This window comes from Nocardia sp. NPDC050435 (assembly GCF_040655395.1).
Lineage (GTDB): Bacteria > Actinomycetota > Actinomycetes > Mycobacteriales > Mycobacteriaceae > Nocardia.
Map to the genome: position 1 here is coordinate 808,870 of NZ_JBFAJW010000003.1, position 19,073 is coordinate 827,942.

The following is a 19,073-nucleotide window of genomic DNA, read 5'->3' on the forward strand; positions in this document are numbered from 1 at the left end:
GGCGTGTCGTGGGGACCTGGAAACGGGGAGAGCCCCGCACCTGGGGCGGGTGCGGGGCTCTCGGGAGCTTCCGGTCAGTCCTTGACCAGCTGCGGGGTGGGCAGTTCGTCCTCGACCTCGGCCGGGCCGTGACCGTGGTGGTCGGCGGCGCGGGCCGGCAGCAGCACCGCCATGACGATCACGACGACCGACAGGATGGCGGACAGGCCGAAGGCCAGGCGCATGCCGTCGAGCTGCGCGGCGATCGGTTCGGCGCCGTCCTGCACCAGCGACTTGGTGCGGGTGGCCATCACCGTGATCACCAGCGCCGTGCCGAAGGCCGCGGACACCTGCTGCAGGGTGCCCAGCATGGAGCTGCCGTGCGAGTACAGGTTCGGCGGCAGCGCGCCCAGGCTCAGCGTGAACACCGGGGTGAACGCCGCGGCCAGCGAGAGCATCAGCAGGATGTGCAGCGCCAGCAGCTGCCAGTACGGCATGGACAGCGAGATCTGGGTGAAACCGGCGAGCGCGGCGGTGATGCCGATCGCGCCGGGGATCACCAGCACCCGGCCGCCGAAGCGGTCGAAGATCTTGCCGACGGTGGGACCGAGCACACCCATCGCCAGGCCGCCGGGCATCACCAGCAGACCCGTCTCCAGCGCCGAAAGCCCGCGCAGATGCTGCAGATACAGCGGCAGCAGCATCATCGAGCCGAGCATCGCCAGGAAGGCGATCGACATCAGGATCAGGCCCTTGGTGAAGGTGCCGGCCAGCAGGACCCGCAGGTCCATCAGCGGCGAACCGCTGCGCTGCAGCTTGATCTGACGCAGCGCGAACACCGCGATCAGCGCGACGCCGGCGACCACCAGCAGCACGGGCGAGGCGACATTGTCCGGCGAGAACTTGCTCAGGCCGTAGACCAGGGCGCCGAAGCCCAGCGCCGCGAACGCCACACTCGCCCAGTCGATATCGCCGGTCTGCGGTTCGCCGATGTCCTCGAGCCGGCGCAGGCCGAAGAAGGTGACCGCGCCCGCGATCGGCAGCACCAGCACGAACAGCCAGCGCCAGGACGCCCACTGCAGGACCAGGCCCGAGATGACCGGACCCATCGCCGGGGCCACCGAGATGGCCAGGGTGACATTGCCCATCACCTTGCCGCGATCCTGCTCGGCCACCACCGTCATCAGGGTGGTCATCAGCAGCGGCATCATCACCGCGGTGCCGCCGGCCTGGATGACCCGGCCGAGCAGCAGCACCGCGAAGGTCGGCGCGACCGCGGACAGCGCGGTGCCCGCCAGGAAGACGCTCATCGCGATGGCATAGGCCCGGCGCGTGGTGACCCGCTGCAGGAACCAGCCGGTGACCGGGATGACCGCGGCCATGGTGAGCATGAAGACGGTGGAGACCCACTGCGCCGACTGCTCATCGATCTTCAGATCGTCCATCAGCCGCGGGATCGCGTTGATCATGATGGTTTCGTTCAGGATCACTACGAAGGTAGCGAGCACCAGCAGTCTGATGACTGTCGGCGTTTTTCCGCCCGTCGACGGGGCGGATATGTCGGCGCGCATTGCGGCTACCTCCGGGGTGTACGTGAGCGGAAAGTCGAGGGGTGGGCCGATGCGAATCGTGCGAGCGCCACATCAGAACAGACGGGAACAGCAGGGACAACTCATCGGTCGCGCATCAGTATTCCTGCGGGTACCGACAGGTTTCACCCGAATTTCCTCCGCTTGACCACGCGAGAGCCGGGAGAAAAGCCGGTTCACCTGTGATTCTCCTGAGGAGATATGCGGGATGGTGAGCCCCGTCACGTACCCCTGACGGCTCACTCCGCGGGGCATAGACTCCCCACATACCGATCGGTATCGTTCGAGAGCTGTCCCGTTCCACATCATCCGGCGAGCCCCGCGAGGTGGTCATGTCGAGCGTTGTCGAGGAATCAGCGAAAGCCCAGCGGCACGGGCACGACCGGCGGTGGTGGGTCCTGGCGGTCCTGGCCATCGCCCAGTTGATGGTCGTGCTGGACGCGACGGTGGTGAACATCGCCCTGCCGGACGCGCAGCGGGATCTCGGTTTCTCCGACTCCAGCCGGCAGTGGGTCATCACCGGCTACACCCTGGCCTTCGGCAGCCTGCTGCTGCTCGGCGGACGGCTCAGCGACCTGATCGGCCGGCGAATCATGTTCATCACCGGCCTGATCGGCTTCGCGGTCGCCTCCGCCGTCGGCGGCGCGGCCTCGAGCTTCAGCATGCTGGTCGGCGCCCGCGTGGCGCAGGGCGTCTTCGGCGCCATGCTCGCGCCCGCGGCCCTGGCCCTGCTGACGGTGACCTTCACCGAACCCAAGGAGAAAGCGAAGGCCTTCGGCATCTTCTCGGCCGTCGCCGGTGCGGGCGCGGCGATCGGCCTGCTGCTCGGCGGCGCGCTGACCGAGTGGGCCTCGTGGCGCTGGGCGCTGTTCGTCAACCTGATCTTCGCCGGTGTCGCGCTGGTCGGCGCGCTTCTGCTGCTGGCCCGGCACGTCGCCCATGGCAAAGCCTCGCTCGACCTGCCCGGCACTATCACCGCCACCGCCGGCCTGTTCGCCATCGTCTACGGCTTCTCGCACGCCGCCGACCACGGCTGGGGCAGCGCGACCACCATCTGGTGCCTGGTCCTGGGCGTGCTGTTACTGGCGGTGTTCGTCTTCATCGAGACCAGAGTCGCGCATCCGCTGCTGCCGATGCGCGTCGTCCTGGATCGCCACCGCGGCGGCGCCTACGTCTCGGTCTTCGTGGCGGGCATCGGCATGTTCGCGGTGTTCCTGTTCCTCACCTACTTCATGCAGCTGATCCTGAAGTACACGCCGATCGTCACCGGCGTCGCCTACATGCCGATGGTGTTCGGCATGGTGCTGTCCTCCACCACCGGCCCGACCCTGCTGCTGCCCCGCTTCGGGCCGAAGATCGTCTCCGTCGTCGGCTTCGCGGTCGGCGCGCTCGCCATGGTCCTGCTGACCCAGATCGACCTGCACAGCAACTACGCCACCCACGTCCTGCCCGGACTGCTGCTGATGGGCCTGGGCCTGGGCGCCGCGATGTCGGCCGCCTTCGCCTGCGCCACCGCGAACGTGCAGCACACCGACGCGGGCGTCGCCTCCGCCATGGTCAATACGTCTCAGCAGGTCGGCGGCTCCATCGGCACCGCGCTGCTGTCCACCTTCGCCGCCACCGCGGCCACCGACTACATGGTGGGCAAGACCCCGAACCCCGTGAACCTCGCCGAAGCCCAGGTGCACAGCTACATCACCAGCTTCTGGTGGGCGGCCGGCTTCCTACTGGCCGGCGCCATCCTGATGGCGATCATCATGCCCAACTCGGTGCCCGCGCCCGCCGAGGGCGAACCGGTGATCGGGGCCTGACCCTCAGCGATACCGCTCGGCTTCGCGTTCGAGCAGGTAGTGGCGGGCCTGGTCGAGCCAGCCGGTGAACACGTCGGTGAACAGCGGCGGGGCGGCCGGGCGGATGTCGAGGTGGGTGGGTGTGCGCAGTTCCAGGTAGCGGCCGTCCCCGGACATGTCGTACCACTGCATGGCCTGGTGGCGGGTCGGGCGGGCATGGAAGTTGCCCAGGCGCAGGATCGCCTGGCCGCCACCGTCGGTGGGGCGGCGGGTGAGCCGCTGGAAGCGTTCGAGCGGGGAGTTGCGGGAATTGTCGACCATGTAGCCGGGCTGTGGCTTCAGGTCGTAGTGGTTGAAGGTGTCCGGGCGGTGCTTGCCCGGCGCGCAGGCCGGAATGGCTGCGGTGAGCGCGGCGGGCAGCTGCTCCGGACGCACCAAATGCCCTGTGATGTCCCCGTATTCGCCGGGGAACCCCATCTGCCGCAACACCGCCGCGTACTCCGGGGTGCGCGCGCCGACGATGCGGTACTGCTTCTGAGTGCGCCCGTCACTGTTCTTGTGCCGCACCGAACTACCGATGATCTCCACCCGCATGTCGCACCGGGCCACCGTGTGCATGAGCAGATCGATGCGCCGGCGTTCGTCGGCGTCATACCCCGCCCGCACCGCGCGGCGGTGATCCTCCAGTTCCTCCATCGTGGGGAACCGGCTCGTGTAGCGCAGCGGGGCGGGCATCCGGTCATTGCCTTCGTTGAACCAGTTGGCGCCGAAGGTATCCGGGTCCCAAGTCCAGACCATGCGGGTTGTCTTCCATTCCGTTCGAACGCGGCCACCGATGAGCCGCCGCGCGGTGTGTGCACGCGCGACGGCCCCGGAATTCGCGCAGCTATCCGCCGATGACCCCGCCCGGCGGCAGCACCTTCGGCTGCACCCCGAGCAGTTCGGTCTCGCGATCCTGAATCAGATAGTCCGGGATCTTGTGCTCGTCATCCTCGTCCCCCTTACCACCACCGCGATTACCCATGCCGCCCATACCGGGCATGCCATTCCGCCCGGCCCCCGTACCCGTCCCCTTACCGCTACCGGTGCCCGCGGCCGCCGCGTTGGTGCCCGGAACAGCGGAGACGGATTTCGGCGTGGACGTGGTCGGTACACCCGAGCTCGGATTGCCGCTGCGCGGAGTGCCTTTGGTGCCGGGGGTTCCGGTTCTCGGCACGGCAGAAGTCGGAACGCCCGAACTCGGGACGTTGGTCGTCGCCGGGGTTGTCGGCGCGCCGGTGGTCGGTACGCCTGTGGTGGGCACGCCGGTGCTCGGTACGCCGGTGGACTGGGCCACTGTCGACGGGGACGGGGTGTCGGTGCCTGCCGGAACCGTCGATGGGGATGGGGTATCGGTCGTGGAGGGAGACGGAGTTCCGCCGCCGTTGTAGGGTGTGCCGTTCGATGGAGTTCCGCCGCCTGGGTTGACGTCTTCCGCATCAGGGTTGGTCGGGTCCTTCGGTTTCGGCAGGACCGGGATATTCTTGTCGCTCTGCACGATCGGCGCGATGTATTGCTCTTGGACGATCTTGCGGGCGCTCTCCTCAGCGTCGGCTTCGGGGTTGCCGTCGAACCAATCGCCGGGATTCCACCAACTCTGCGGATCGTCGGAGTAGCCGGTGATGTTCTTCTGAGTATTGATAACTGCGGTCACGGCCTCGTCGACCCGAGTGCTGAGTTCCTTCAAGGCCGGGGTCAGGTTCTGCGCGTCGGTGTTGTAGTCGGAGATCGACGTCCGTGCGGTGTTCGCTGCACCGCCACTCCATGCCGATTCGCTCGACCGTTTGATGCGGGCAGCGAAGATCGTGACACTCTGCTCCCAGCCGGTGGCGATCTTCGCGTAGTCATCCTTGGCATAGACCGCCTCGGATGGCTTCAGTGGGTCGAAGGTGTTTTTCAGCTCGATGTGAGACTTACTCGACGCGTTATCGGTGGCGCATTTTTTCTCGATCTCGGACTGTTCGTGCTCAATGGTCATTTCTGCCCCTGAAAGCCCTGCGGCAGGCTTGCCATCAGTTCGTTGTATTTCGAAGAGAAGGCGCTGTCGGCCTCCGTATACTTCTGTGCAATTGTTCGATGGAGTTCTTGAATCTTGTCGATGACATCGTAGTGCTGCTGCAAGATCGAGTGGACGTCGTTACCGTCGGCAGCGCCTTGGGCTTTCGCCCGCAATCGAGCAACCAAAATCGGGGCAGATTTGATCCAATCGCTCGATTCCCCCAAACCCCAGACTTCGCGCTTCGAGATGCCTGTTGCGATACGTTGCAGAGCCTGGATCTCGTCCTTCATCGCTTGGCAATCACGTTCGATGTATACGAACTCCTCCGCGTTGACCGATACGCTGTCGTTGAATTTCACCGAAAGATTGCCATTTTTGGCAGAGTCGATCATGCTCTGCCAGGCTTTAGTGTCGACGGCCATACCGTGGATCCCTCCCCAATTTGTCAAGATCTGCCAATGCCTATGCCCCCGCCGGAATCAACGGAACCACCTTTCCCGCCAGGGTCTGCCCGATGTCGCAGGCATTCAGGTGCCCGGTCTTCCGGCGGGAGTTGGGGTTGTCGATCGTGAACTCGAGACTGCCGCCCTGCATCTGAGCGTGTAATTGGCAGGATTCGTCACCGGTGGGGTCAGGGGCCTGGGCCGTGATCAGTACTGTGCGGCCATTGATGGTGATCGAGCGTTCACCTGGGAAACGTTTGGCCTTCACCATGTCCAGGGTGAGGTTCGTGGCGCTGATAGATGCTGCGTAGCCATCGGACATCAGATATCCGCAGCCGCGCCACTTGATCTCTCCGCGAGAAGTGTCGTCGCCATATTTGTCTTTGCGGATCCCCTCGGAATCCAGGACCGATTGGGGAATGTCATTGCAGGGTTTGAATCCCTGCGGAACGTCCGCGGCAACTGCTGGGGTGGTCGACGTGCTGGGAGGCGCTTGCCCGCCACCATTCGAGTCGCAACCCGCAACCGCCAGCGCTCCTACCAGCAGCACCGCTCCAGCTACCGCGCGCATACGCACCCCCACTTCCAATCGCCCTCGACCGTTTCCGCGACTATAACCGATCCACCCAAGCACCGACTCCGCCCACAGACGGGTTCCTAGCGGCCAATACCCGCCGGTCCCGTCCCAGATCCAGCCCATACGAACTTGGACGCAGCAGCACCGCTTCCGGTTCCATGAAGGCCCGAAAAAACGGAAACCGCTGAGACCCGGCCCCCTCATCAGAGCCGGGTCTCAGCGGCGGTGTCCTCAGCTCTTGGCGATAGCCTCGAACACCTTGGGATCCACGAGCGTCGAGGTGTCACCCAGTTCGCGCCCCTCGGCCACGTCGCGCAGCAGCCGGCGCATGATCTTTCCGCTGCGGGTCTTGGGCAGTTCCGGGACGACGTGGATTTCGCGGGGGCGGGCGATCGGGCTGATCTCCCGGGAGACCTCGGCTTTGAGCTCCGTGACGAGCGCGTCACCGGTGTCGGTTGCTTCGGCGGTGAGGATCACGAAGGCGACGATCGCCTGTCCGGTGGTCTCGTCGGTGGCGCCGACGACGGCGGCTTCGGCGACTCCGGAGTGTCCGACGAGCGCGGACTCGACCTCGGCGGTGGAGATCCGGTGCCCGGAGACGTTCATGACGTCGTCGACGCGGCCGAGCACCCACAGGTCCCCGTCGGCGTCGAGTTTGGCTCCGTCTCCCGCGAAGTACCAGCCTTCGGCAGCGAAGCGCGCCCAGTAGGTTTCGCGGAACCGGTCCATGTCGCCCCAGATGCCGCGCAGCATCGACGGCCACGGCTGGTCGAGGACGAGCAGTCCGGATCCGTTGTCGAGCACCGCGCCGTCGTCATCCACGACCTTGGCGCTGATGCCGGGCAGCGCCGCCATGGCCGCGCCGGGCTTGGTGGTGGTGACGCCGGGCAGCGGGGAGATCATGATGGCCCCGGTTTCGGTCTGCCACCAGGTGTCCACGACCGGGGTCCGGTTGCCGCCGATCACTTCCCGGTACCAGCGCCAGGCTTCGGGGTTGATCGGTTCGCCGACCGAGCCGAGCAGGCGCAGCGAGGACAGGTCGTGGGCGGCGGGGATCTCGCGGCCCCACTTCATGAACGTGCGCACCAGGGTGGGGGCCGTGTAATAGATGGTGACGCCGTACTTCTCGATGATCTGGAAGTGCCGGTGCTCGTCGGGGGAGTTCGGCGTGCCCTCGTAGACGACCTGCGTCGCCCGGTTCGACAGCGGCCCGTAGACGATGTAGCTGTGTCCGGTGACCCATCCGATGTCGGCGGTGCACCAGTACACGTCGTGCCCGGCCTTGTGGTCGAAGACGTTGTGGTGGGTGTAGGACGCCTGGGTGAGGTAGCCGCCGGTGGTGTGCAGGATGCCCTTGGGCTTTCCGGTGGTGCCGGAGGTGTAGAGGATGAACAGCGGGTGCTCGGCGTCGAACGCCTGCGCCTGGTGATCCGGCGACGCGTCGGTGACGGTGTCGTGCCACCACAGGTCGCGTCCCTCGGTCCACGGCACCTCTATGCCGGTGCGCCGCACCACGAGCACGTGCTCGACGCTGGAGCGTTCCCCGCCCAGCGCCTCGTCGACGGCCGACTTCAGCGGCGCCGCGGTCCCACGCCGCCACTGCCCGTCGGTGGTGATGACCAGCCGGGCCTGGGCGTCGTCGACGCGCTGGCGCAGGGCGGTGGGGGAGAAGCCCGCGAACACCACGGAATGCGTCAATCCGAGCCGCGCACAGGCGAGCATGGCGATGATGGCCTCGGGGACCATCGGCATGTAGATGGCGACCCGGTCGCCGGCCCGCAGCCCGAGCTCGGTGAAATAATTGGCCGCCCTGGACACTTCGGCGAGCAGCTCGCTGTAGGTGAGGTCGCGGGAGTCACCGGGTTCGCCTTCCCAGTGGATGGCGACCTGATCGCCGTGCCCGTCCAGCACGTGCCGATCCACGCAGTTGTAGGCGACATTGAGGCGTCCGCCGACGAACCACTGGGCGACCGGCGCGTCCGACCAGTCCAGCACCTGCGTCCACGGCTGCTCCCAGTGCAGCCGCCGCGCCTGCTCGGCCCAGAACTCGAGCCGGTCGGTACTGGCCGAATCATAAAGGGCCGCATCGGCGTTGGCGGCCGCGGCGAACTCCGCCGGAGGCGGGTAGGCCGCGTGGTCGGTTGCGCTGGTCACGGGGAAACTCCTATCGGGGAATAAAGGAAGTTGGGCCCCGGCCTCCGCCGGGGCCCAACCTAGCGCCGCGCCGTTGCGGCTGTTTCGCTTACCGGGCGATCAGTGCGCGATCGCCTTCTCAGCACCGACACCGGTGAGCGAACGAACTTCCATCTCCGCGGCCAGAGCCTGGTTCTCGGGCTTGCGGCCACCGACGAAGGTGCCGATCACGCCGAGCGCGAAAGCCAGGGGGATGGAGACGATTCCGGGATTCGACAGCGGGAAGTAGTCGAAGTCGTAGTTGGACAGCATCGCGGTCTTGTTGCCCGACACCGCCGGGGAGAACACGATCAGCACGATGGTGGAGATCAGGCCGCCGTACATGCTGAACAGGGCGCCGGTGGTGTTGAACCGCTTCCAGAACAGCGAGTAGAGGATGGTCGGCAGGTTCGCCGCCGCCGCGACCGCGAAGGCCAGCGCCACCAGGAAGGCGATGTTCTGGCCGTTGGCCAGGATGCCCAGGCCGATGGCCAGCACGCCGATCACCACGGCGGTGATCCGGGATACCCGCACCTGCTTGTTCTCGTCGACGTTGCCGCGCTTGATGACTCCGGCGTAGATGTCGTGGGCGAAGGACGCCGAGGCGGTGATGGTCAGGCCCGCGACCACCGCGAGGATGGTGGCGAAGGCGACCGCGGAGATCACGCCCAGCAGCACCACGCCGCCGAGTTCGAACGCCAGCAGCGGGGCCGCGGAGTTCTGCCCGCCGGCCGCGGCCAGGATCTTGTCCGGCCCGACGATCGCCGCCGCGCCGTAGCCGAGCACCAGGGTGAACAGGTAGAAGGCGCCGATCAGGCCGATCGCCCAGACCACCGAGCGCCGCGCCTCTTTGGCGGTGGGCACGGTGTAGAAGCGCATCAGCACGTGCGGCAGACCCGCGGTGCCGAGCACCAGCGCCAGGCCGAGCGAGAGGAAGTTCAGCTTGGAGGTGGAGCTGCCGCCGTACTGCGCGCCGGGGGCGAGCACGTCCCGGGAGGCGACGGCCTTGTTGGCCGAGTCCGAGACCACGTCCTGGGCGGAGCCGAGCAGGTCGGAGAGGTTGAAGCCGAACTTCGCGAACACCATGATCGTCATCGCGCCGGCGCCGGCGATCAGCAGCACCGCCTTGATGATCTGCACCCAGGTGGTGCCCTTCATGCCGCCGACCAGCACGTAGACGATCATCAGCACGCCGACCACCGCGATCACCACGGCTTGGCCGGACTTGCTGGAGACATCGAGCAGCAGCGCCACCAGGCCCCCGGCGCCCGCCATCTGCGCGAGCAGGTAGAACAGCGACACCGTCAGCGTGGTGAGCGCGGCCGCAGTGCGCACCGGGCCCTGCTTGAGCCGGAAGCTGAGTACGTCGGCCATGGTGAATTTGCCGGTGTTGCGCAGCATTTCGGCGACCAGCAGCAGCGCTACCAGCCAGGCGACGAGGAAGCCGATGGAGTACAGGAACCCGTCGTAGCCGTAGACCGCGATGGCGCCGGCGATGCCGAGGAAGCTCGCGGCCGAGAGGTAGTCGCCGGCGATGGCGATGCCGTTCTGCGGACCGGAGAAGCCGCGGCCGCCGGTGAAGTAGTCGGCGGCGGTGCGGGTGTTGCGGCTGGCCCGGATCACCACGACCATCGTGACGAGCACGAACAGGGCGAAGATGCCGATATTGGCCAGCGGCTCGCCGACGGTCTCGGCGGCCAGGTATTGCGTGTCGGCGAGCTTCATGCCTTATCGCCTTCCAGGTAGTTGCGGATGGCGGCGGCGCGCGGGTCCAGTTCCTTGTTGGCGAACCGGACGTAGAGGCCGGTGATCACGAAGGTGGACAGGAACTGGCCGAGGCCGAGCAGCAGACCGGTGTTGATGTTGCCGAACACCTTGGTCGCCATGAAGTCGTGGGCGTAGGCCCCGAGCAGCACATAGCTCACGTACCAGAGCAGGAACAGCGCGGTCATCGGGAACACGAAGCGCCGCAGGCGACTCCGCAGCTCCTGGAATTCTGGACTCGATTGGACCTCGGCGAATTCCTCCGCACTCGGCACCCGGGGTGGCTCCGAGCCGCCCTTGTCGAGATCGATACTGCTCATCAGGTGGATCCTCGCTGTGACGTGGCTTACTGCGCTGAACGGTAACCGGACGTCCATGAGGTTTCGGTGGTGTGGCCCAGCTCACTCCGTGAAGGTGCGGGATTCTGCGGCGAACGGTCGTCCGCCCGCGACGAACGGTCGGCCGCCGTGGAGTCCGGGGAGCTATCCGGAATGCAGCCGGCGTTCCCGGTCCGCGCCCATGCCCAGGTGCTCGGGCGCGTGCATCCGGACGAACACCCGCCCGACCGTGCGCGGGCCCAGGCCCCGGGTCATCTTGCTGACCAGGATCATCGTCAGGAACGCCAGCGGCACGCTGATCGCCGCGGGATAGCCGAGAATCGCGGCCGGCCATCCCCCGGCAACCGTGCCGGAGATCCCGCCGGTGACCGAGACGACCGTGGCGCCGCCGGACACCAGCCCGCCCGCGACCAGCCCCGCCGCCGCGCCGCTCGCGGTCAAACCACGCCACCAGATGCCCAGGATCAGCAGCGGGCACAGCGTCGAGGCCGCCACCGAGAAGGCCAGCGCCACCGTGCGGGACAGGTCCAGCGAGGTGACGGTCACCGAAAGCACCAGCGGCACAACACCCGCCGTCAGCGCCGCGATCCGGAAGTCGCGGATGCGCCCGCGCAGCATGTCGGTGCTGAGCACGCCCGCGATGCTGACCAGCAGCCCCGAGGAGGTGGACAGGAACGCCGCGATCGCGCCCGCGGCCGCCAGCGCGGCCAGCAATTGCCCGCCGAGGCCGTCGAGCACCGAACTCGGCAACAGCACCACCGCGGCGTCGGAGGTGCCGGTGATCAGCAGTTGCGGCACATAGAGCCGGGCGAAGGCGCCGAGCAGGATCGGGCTCAGATAGAACAGCCCCACCAGTCCGATCACCGCCAGCGCCGTCGAGCGCGCGGCCCGGCCGTCGGGATTGGTGTAGAACCGCACCAGCACATGCGGCAGGCCCATGGTGCCCAGGAAGGTCGCGATGATCAGCGAGTACACCTGATAGGTCGGATGCCCCCCGCCGAATCCGCCGCCGGGGCTCAGCCAGCTCGCGCCGTCCGCGGGCGCGCCGGCCACCACCGGCACCGCGGTGCCCGGTTCCAGCACCAATTCGGTGCCCGACCCGAGTTCGTGTTCGCCCGCCGCCAGGATCACCGTGCCCGCCAGCGGCCGGCCGTCGAGGGTGCCGCTGATCGAAACCTGTTGCGGCGCGGCCACCTGCACCACCACATCGGTGCTCACGTCCACCGTGGTCCGCACGGTGACCACCGGGGGAGCGGGCGAACCGAGCGGCCGGTCCTCGGCGAGGAAATGCCCGAGCAGCACCAGCGCGGGCAACGCCACCGCCGTCAGTTTCAGCCAGTACTGGAACGCCTGCACCAGCGTGATCGACCGCATCCCGCCCCCGGCGACGTTCGCGATCACGATCGCCCCGACCGCCACCGCGCCCACCCAGCTCGGCACGCCCAGCAGAATCCGCAGCGTCAGGCCCGCGCCCTGGAACTGCGGGATCAGATACACCCCGCACACCAGGACCACGACCACCGCCGCCAGCCTGCGCAGCCGCACCGAACCGAGCCGGAACTCGGCGAAATCCGGCACCGTGTAGGCCCCGGAGCGCCGCAGCGGCGCGGCCACGAACAGCAGCAGCCCCACGTATCCCGCGGTGAAACCGACCGGGTACCACAGCGCGTCGGCTCCGTATTTCGCGATCAGGCCCGCGACACCGAGAAACGAGGCCGCGGAGAGGTATTCACCCGAGATCGCCGCCGCGTTCCAGCGCGGGCCGACACTGCGCGAGGCGACCAGGAAGTCGGAGGTGGTGCGCGCCATGCGCACCCCGTAGGCCCCGATCGCGACCGTGGCCAGGGCCGCGCCGAGCAGCGCGCACACGGTCAGCAGCGGTGCCGTCCCCATCAGCGGGGCCGCCCGGCGGCAACCGGATTCGCGGCGACGTGGTGGACGCGCATCCTCAGTCCTCGGCCAATTCGAGGAAGTCGTGCTCGTTGCGTTCGGCCAGGTGGCGGTACAGCCAGCCGACCGCGTACAGCGCCGGATACACCGCGAACCCCAGCAGCAGCCAGGGCAGGCGGACGCCGAGCACCACCAGCGAGCCGATGGCCTCGATCCGGAAAAGCAAAGGCAGCGAGCACAAGACGAGCACCGTCACCAGGGCCATCCGCAGGGCCAGGCCGAGCTGGGCGCGGATCAGGCCGCCGATCAGCGCCTCACCCATTTCGGTCTGCTCGGCCACCTCGAGCCTGGTATGGATGCGGCGCGCCCCGCGCCGCTCCGCCAGCACGACGCGTTGCCGGACCGGCCGTTGCGGCCCGGTCACCGCGCTGCCCCGCGCAACCCGGCACCGCCGCCGGATCGCTGCCCGCGCCTCGTCGCCGCCCGGCCGGGCACGCCCTGCGGCAGATCAGCTCCGGTGCTCATCGATGCGTCCTCGGCGAGCGCGGACCGTTGATCAGCCGCTGCTTCAACTCCCGGACCTGGCGGCGGCTGACCGGCAGCTCCACCGCCGCGGCGTTGCCCTCGGCGCGCAGGCAGACCACGGTGCCGGTGCCGACCGAGCGCAGGCCCGTCACCAGCCGCAGCGCCACCAGGTACGAGCGGTGCACGCGCAGGAAACCGGCGTTCTCCCAGCGGGATTCGAGGGCCGAGAGCGGAATCCGCACCAGGTGCGATCCGTCGCTGGTGTGCAGCCGGGCGTAATCGCCGTCGGCTTCCACCCAGCTGACGCTGGAGCGCGGGACCAGCGTGGTGACCCCGCCCAGTTCCACCGGGATGACCTCGTTCGGGTCCGCGCGCGGCAGCTCCGCCGCAGGCGCGCTGGATTCGACGACCGCGCCCCGGGTCCCGGCGATGCGCCGCACCGCCTCGGCCAGCCGGGCCTCGCGCAGCGGCTTGAGCAGATAGTCGACCGCGCCCAGATCGAAGGCCGCGACGGCGCGGTCGTCGTGCGCGGTCACGAACACCACCGCGGGCGGGTGGGCGAATTCGGACAGGATCCCGGCCAGTTCCATCCCGTCCAGACCCGGCATGTTGATGTCGAGGAAGACCGCGTCGACCGGGTGCGCGCGCAACTCGCGCAGGGCGGCCGTCGCGTCGGCGGCCTCGTGGATCTCGCCGACGCTGGGCTGGGCGCGCAGCAGATAGACCAGTTCGTCCAGCGCGGGCTTCTCGTCGTCCACGGCCAGCACGCGCAAGGTGCCCGCCGCACTCTCCGTGGTCGGTGTCACAATCGCTCCATCGTAGAGGGTGTCACGCCTGGATACCCGCCCGGAACTTGGGCACACGCAGACTCACCTTGGTGCCCGCGCCCGGCGCGGTGTCCACGATCAATCCGTAGTCGTTGCCGAACGCGGCGCGCAGCCGATCGTCCACATTGGCCAGCCCGACGTGCGCGGATTCGCCGGAACGCGCCGGGCCGGAGCCGGTTTCGACGGCGTCGAGCGCGCCCGAGCGCAGCAGTTCCGGGTCCATGCCCGCGCCGTCGTCCTCGACGCTGATCACGCAGTCGGTGCCCGCGTCGTCGGCGACGATGCTGATGGTCCCGCGGCCGCCGGCTCCGGCCAGCCCGTGCCGCACCGCGTTCTCCACCAGCGGTTGCAGGGCCAGGAACGGCAGGACCACCCCCAGCACCTCGGGCGCGATCTGCAATCGCACCTGCAGCGCGTCCCCGAAGCGCGCCCGTTCCAGCGCCAGATACCGCTCGATATTGCGCAGTTCGTCGGCCAGTACCGTGAACTCGCCCGCGGCGCGGAAGGAATAGCGCGTGAAATCCGCGAACTCCAGGATCAGTTCCCGTGCGCGATCCGGATCGGTGCGGACGAACGAGGCGATGGTGTTGAGCGCGTTGTAGATGAAATGCGGGCTGATCTGCGCCCGCAGCGCCCGCACCTCGGCCCGGTCCAGGCGCGCCCGCGAGGCGTCCAGCTCCGCCAATTCCAGCTGCGCGCAGGCATATCGCGCCACCTCCGCGACCGCCCCGAGTCGCCCCGGCCCCGGCTGCCCGGTCGTCACCACCCCGAGCGCGCCCGCCACGCCCCCGTTCTCGCTGAGCAGCGGCTGCGCGATCAGCGTGCGCCCGGAGTGCTCGGCCCGCCCCGGCCCCGGCACCAGCACCGGGCGCTCGGTGGCGACCGCGCGCTGCGCGGCGTCGGTGAAATACTCGGCCAGCTCGGCGTGCGGGCCGTCCCAGGCCAGCAGCGTCCCGTCCGCGTCGCTGACGCCGAGCGCCTCCCCGCCGGTGAGTTCGCGCAGGTGCGGGGCCGCCTCCTGGGCCGACCGATCGGTCAGCCCGCCGCGCAGCGGGCGCGCCGCCTTGGCCGCGGTGTGCAGCGCCGAATAGACCGCGCGCTCGGCGGGCGTGGTCACCACCCGCCGGGTCCGCGACCAGACCAGCAGCGCGCACGCCAGCAGCACGGCCGAAACCGTCACCGCCACAACCGCCGTCGTCATCGGCGGCCGCGGTGCTGCTCGGCGGGCCGGAAAACCAGCGGTAGGGGCATCCGCTGATTATGTCTCCCGGCACCGGCCGCGACCGTCATTCCACACTCCGCCCGCGAATGCCGAAGCGTTGCCCGGCGGCTTTCGGACATCGCACTAGCGGTTTTCCGCCGCGTACCGCGACGCGCCGGTGATCTCCACCACGACGCGCCGAAGATCGCCCGGACCCCGCGCGCCGGTGCGAAACCCTGTCCCCGGGGACGCATACACTCCAAGCGCCAACCCCCGTCGAGCCATTGGGAGGGAAGAGCGTCTTGGCTGCCTCGTCCGGATCGTTCGTTCACCTGCACAACCACACCGAGTACTCCATGCTCGACGGTGCGGCCAAGATTTCTCCGCTGTTCACGGAGGCGAATCGGCTCGGGATGACGGCGGTCGGCATGACCGACCACGGGAACATGTACGGCGCCTCGGAGTTCTACAACTCCGCCAAGAGCGCGGGCATCACACCCATCATCGGCATCGAGGCCTACATCGCGCCCGCCTCCCGGTTCGACACCAAGCGTGTGCTGTGGGGCGATCCGAGCCAGAAGAGCGACGACGTCTCGGGCTCGGGCGCCTACACCCACATGACGATGGTCGCCGAGAACGCGACCGGTTTGCGCAACCTGTTCAAGCTGTCCTCGCTCGCTTCGCTGGAAGGTCAGCTGGGCAAGTGGGCGCGCATGGACGAGGAGATCATCGCCGAGCACGCGGCGGGCATCATCGCCACCACCGGCTGCCCGTCGGGCGAGGTGCAGACCCGGTTGCGCCTGGGGCACGACCGCGAGGCGCTGGAGGCGGCCGCCAAGTGGCAGGAGATCTTCGGCAAGGAGAACTTCTTCCTCGAGATCATGGATCACGGGCTCTCGATCGAGCGCCGGGTGCGCGAGGGCCTGCTCGAGGTCGGGCGCAAACTCGGCATTCCGCCGCTGGCCACCAACGACTGCCACTACGTCACCAAAGATCAGTCGACCAACCACGAAGCGCTGCTGTGCATTCAGACCGGCAAGACGCTCAGCGACCCGACCCGGTTCAAGTTCGACGGCGACGGCTACTACCTCAAGTCCGCCGAGGAGATGCGCGCGATCTGGGATGCCGAGGTGCCCGGCGCCTGCGACAACACGGTGCTCATCGGTGAGCGGGTGCAGTCCTATGACGAGGTCTGGCAGCACCGCGACCGGATGCCGATCTTCCCGGTCCCCGAGGGCTACGACCAGGGCACCTGGCTGCGCCGCGAGGTCGATCTCGGGCTGAAGCGCCGCTTCCCCGAGGGGGCCCCGCCGGAATACCTCGATCGAGCCCAGTACGAGATCAGCGTCATCCTGGAGATGGGCTTCCCGGCCTACTTCCTCGTCGTCGGCGATTTGATCAAGCACGCGCACGAGGTCGGCATCCGGGTCGGCCCCGGTCGTGGTTCCGCCGCCGGCTCGCTGGTCGCCTACGCGCTGGGCATCACGAATATCGACCCGCTCCCGCACGGTCTGCTCTTCGAGCGGTTCCTCAACCCCGAGCGCGTGTCGATGCCCGATATCGATATCGACTTCGACGATCGCCGCCGCGGTGAGATGGTGCGCTACGCGAGCGAGAAGTGGGGCACCGACCGGGTCGCCCAGGTCATCACCTTCGGCACCATCAAGACCAAGGCCGCGATCAAGGACTCCGCGCGAGTCCTGTTCGGCCAGCCCGGCTTCGCCATCGCCGACCAGATCACCAAGGCGCTGCCGCCCCCGATCATGGCCAAGGACATCTCGGTCGCGGGCATCACCGATCCGGAGCACGAGCGGTACAAGGAAGCCGCCGAGGTCCGCGAACTGATCGGCAGCAACCCGGATGTCGCGAAGATCTACGAGACCGCCCGGGGCCTGGAAGGACTGATCCGCAACGCGGGCGTCCACGCCTGCGCGGTCATCATGTCCTGTGATCCGCTGACCGATGCCATCCCGGTGTGGAAGCGGCCGCAGGACGGCGCGCTGATCACCGGCTGGGATTACCCGTCCTGCGAAGCCATCGGTCTGCTGAAGATGGACTTCCTCGGTCTGCGCAACCTGACCGTGCTCGGTGACGCCATCGACAACGCGAAGATGAACCGCGGCGTCGATATCGATCTCGATACGCTGCCGCTGGACGACCAGGCCACCTACGAATTGCTCGCCCGCGGCGACACATTGGGTGTGTTCCAGCTCGACGGTGGCCCCATGCGCGACCTGCTGCGCCGCATGCAGCCCACCGCCTTCGAGGACATCGTCGCCGTCGGCGCGCTCTATCGCCCCGGCCCGATGGGCATGAACGCGCACAACGACTACGCCGACCGGAAGAACAACCGGCAAGAGGTCAAGCCGATCCACGAGGAACTGGCCGAACCCCTCAAGGAAATCCTCGGCGAGACCTACGGCCTGATCGTCTACCAAGAGCAGATCATGCACGTCGCGCAGAAAGTCGCCGGCTACTCGCTCGGTCGAGCGGATATTCTGCGCCGCGCGATGGGCAAGAAGAAGCAGTCCGTCCTGGAGGCCGAATTCGAGGGCTTCGAGGCGGGCATGCAGGCCAACGGCTTCAGCAAGCCCGCGATCAAGGCCCTGTGGGACACCATCCTTCCGTTCGCCGGCTACGCGTTCAACAAGTCGCACGCCGCCGCCTACGGTCTGATCTCCTACTGGACGGCCTACTTCAAGGCGAACTATCCCGCCGAGTACATGGCCGCCCTGCTGACCTCCGTCGGTGACGACAAGGACAAGGCCGCCGGCTACCTGGCCGACTGCCGCCGTCTCGGCATCACCGTGCTGCCGCCGGACGTCAACGAGTCCGAGCTGAACTTCGCCTCGGTGGGCACCGACATCCGGTTCGGTCTCGGAGCCGTGCGCAACGTCGGAGCCAATGTCGTCGCCTCGATCATCCAGGCGCGTAAGGACAAGTCGAAGTACACCGAGTTCTCCGACTACCTGAACAAGATCGACTCGGTGGCCTGCACCAAGAAGGTCACCGAATCCCTGATCAAGGCGGGCGCTTTCGATTCGCTCGGGCATCCCCGCAAGGGCTTGATGCTGATCCACTCCGACGCCATCGACGCGGTGATGACCACCAAGAAAGCCGAGGCGATCGGCCAGTTCGATCTGTTCGGCGGTGTGGACGCCGACGACTCGATCGCCTCGGTCTTCAATGTCGCCGTCCCCGACGACGAATGGGAGACCAAGCACAAGCTCGCCCTCGAGCGGGAGATGCTCGGCCTCTACGTGTCCGGCCATCCGCTCAACGGCGTCGAGCATGTGCTGGCCGCCCAGGTCGACACGCAGATTCCGGCGATCCTCAGCGGCGACGTCTCCGACGGCGCCCAGGTCACCATCGGCGGAATCCTCGCCTCGGTGAACCGCCGCATCAACAAGAACGGCCTGGCCTGGGCCTCGGCCCAGCTCGAGGACCTCACCGGCGGCGTCGAGGTGCTGTTCTTCCCGCAGTCCTACTCGGTCTACGGCATGGATGTCGTCGAGGACGCCGTCGTCCTGGTCAAGGCCAGAGTCTCGGTTCGCGACGACCGAATCTCGTTGATCGCCAACGACCTCGTCGTCCCCGACCTGTCCGCGATCGGCGTCGCCAAACCGCTCTCGGTCATCCTGACCACCCGCATGTGCACCCCCGACAAGATCGGCGAACTCAAGCGAGTGCTGTCCCGCCACCCGGGCACCTCCGACGTGCACCTGCGCCACGTCGGCGCCCGCGAGAAAACCACCCTCCTCAAACTCGGCGACCACCTCCGCGTCTCCCCGTCCTCGGCCCTCATGGGCGACTTGAAGGCACTGCTCGGGCCGGGCTGCCTGGGCGGCTAGCGAACGTCGAGGTCCGGGCGGCGAAATACCCGGACAGGGGAAGCCGGGACAGTTGGGGGGATTTTCGGTTGCGTGCGGGATTCGGAAAG

Annotated in this window: 14 protein-coding genes; 2 read left to right on the forward strand and 12 right to left on the reverse strand. The window is 67.9% G+C overall.

Annotated elements, in window-relative coordinates:
* Window positions 1–74: 74 nt before the first annotated feature.
* Window positions 75–1,550, reverse strand: a complete 1,476-nt coding sequence (locus AB0I43_RS12320; RefSeq protein WP_356970376.1) for an MDR family MFS transporter — start codon at window positions 1,548–1,550, stop codon at window positions 75–77.
* Between the two features lie 350 nt (window positions 1,551–1,900).
* On the opposite strand from AB0I43_RS12320, the gene AB0I43_RS12325 reads away from it, so the two are divergent.
* The gene (locus AB0I43_RS12325) at window positions 1,901–3,379 is read left to right on the forward strand and encodes an MFS transporter (protein ID WP_356970374.1); all 1,479 of its coding nucleotides are present in this window, start codon (window positions 1,901–1,903) and stop codon (window positions 3,377–3,379) included.
* 3 nt (window positions 3,380–3,382) lie between these two features.
* On the opposite strand, the gene AB0I43_RS12330 is transcribed toward AB0I43_RS12325, so the two are convergent.
* The 11 genes from AB0I43_RS12330 to AB0I43_RS12380 all read right to left on the reverse strand — a co-directional run bounded on the left by AB0I43_RS12330 (window position 3,383) and on the right by AB0I43_RS12380 (window position 15,133).
* Window positions 3,383–4,156, reverse strand: coding sequence for an ESX secretion-associated protein EspG (locus AB0I43_RS12330; protein WP_356970372.1), 774 nt, complete (start codon window positions 4,154–4,156; stop codon window positions 3,383–3,385).
* 88 nt (window positions 4,157–4,244) lie between these two features.
* The gene (locus tag AB0I43_RS12335; protein ID WP_357431936.1) at window positions 4,245–5,375 is read right to left on the reverse strand and encodes a hypothetical protein; all 1,131 of its coding nucleotides are present in this window, start codon (window positions 5,373–5,375) and stop codon (window positions 4,245–4,247) included.
* Window positions 5,372–5,818, reverse strand: a complete 447-nt coding sequence (locus tag AB0I43_RS12340; protein ID WP_357431938.1) for a hypothetical protein — start codon at window positions 5,816–5,818, stop codon at window positions 5,372–5,374. The genes AB0I43_RS12335 and AB0I43_RS12340 overlap by 4 nt, the downstream gene beginning before the upstream one ends.
* A 40-nt stretch (window positions 5,819–5,858) precedes the next feature.
* Window positions 5,859–6,410: a DUF3558 domain-containing protein gene (locus tag AB0I43_RS12345; protein ID WP_357431940.1), complete on the reverse strand. Its 552-nt coding sequence runs from the start codon at window positions 6,408–6,410 to the stop codon at window positions 5,859–5,861.
* Window positions 6,411–6,647: 237 nt separating this feature from the next.
* Window positions 6,648–8,570 carry an acetate--CoA ligase gene (acs, locus tag AB0I43_RS12350; protein WP_357431942.1) on the reverse strand — a complete coding sequence of 641 codons (1,923 nt, stop codon included), beginning with the start codon at window positions 8,568–8,570 and terminating at the stop codon, window positions 6,648–6,650.
* A 99-nt stretch (window positions 8,571–8,669) separates the two neighbouring features.
* The gene (locus AB0I43_RS12355; protein ID WP_356970364.1) at window positions 8,670–10,313 is read right to left on the reverse strand and encodes a cation acetate symporter; all 1,644 of its coding nucleotides are present in this window, start codon (window positions 10,311–10,313) and stop codon (window positions 8,670–8,672) included.
* Window positions 10,310–10,672: a DUF485 domain-containing protein gene (locus AB0I43_RS12360; protein ID WP_356970362.1), complete on the reverse strand. Its 363-nt coding sequence runs from the start codon at window positions 10,670–10,672 to the stop codon at window positions 10,310–10,312. Before AB0I43_RS12360 ends, AB0I43_RS12355 begins: the two co-directional genes overlap by 4 nt.
* Before the next feature lie 162 nt (window positions 10,673–10,834).
* Window positions 10,835–12,583: a cation acetate symporter gene (locus AB0I43_RS12365; protein WP_357431944.1), complete on the reverse strand. Its 1,749-nt coding sequence runs from the start codon at window positions 12,581–12,583 to the stop codon at window positions 10,835–10,837.
* 55 nt (window positions 12,584–12,638) lie between these two features.
* Entirely contained in the window at window positions 12,639–13,004 is a 366-nt protein-coding gene (locus AB0I43_RS12370) for a hypothetical protein (protein WP_356970358.1), read from the reverse strand.
* Between the two features lie 97 nt (window positions 13,005–13,101).
* Window positions 13,102–13,911: a LytTR family DNA-binding domain-containing protein gene (locus tag AB0I43_RS12375; protein WP_356970356.1), complete on the reverse strand. Its 810-nt coding sequence runs from the start codon at window positions 13,909–13,911 to the stop codon at window positions 13,102–13,104.
* Between the two features lie 22 nt (window positions 13,912–13,933).
* Window positions 13,934–15,133: a histidine kinase gene (locus tag AB0I43_RS12380; RefSeq protein WP_356970354.1), complete on the reverse strand. Its 1,200-nt coding sequence runs from the start codon at window positions 15,131–15,133 to the stop codon at window positions 13,934–13,936.
* Between the two features lie 302 nt (window positions 15,134–15,435).
* Here AB0I43_RS12380 and dnaE point away from each other — a divergent pair, with 302 nt between their 5' ends.
* Window positions 15,436–18,984, forward strand: a complete 3,549-nt coding sequence (dnaE, locus tag AB0I43_RS12385) for a DNA polymerase III subunit alpha (RefSeq protein WP_356970352.1) — start codon at window positions 15,436–15,438, stop codon at window positions 18,982–18,984.
* Window positions 18,985–19,073 lie beyond the last annotated feature (89 nt).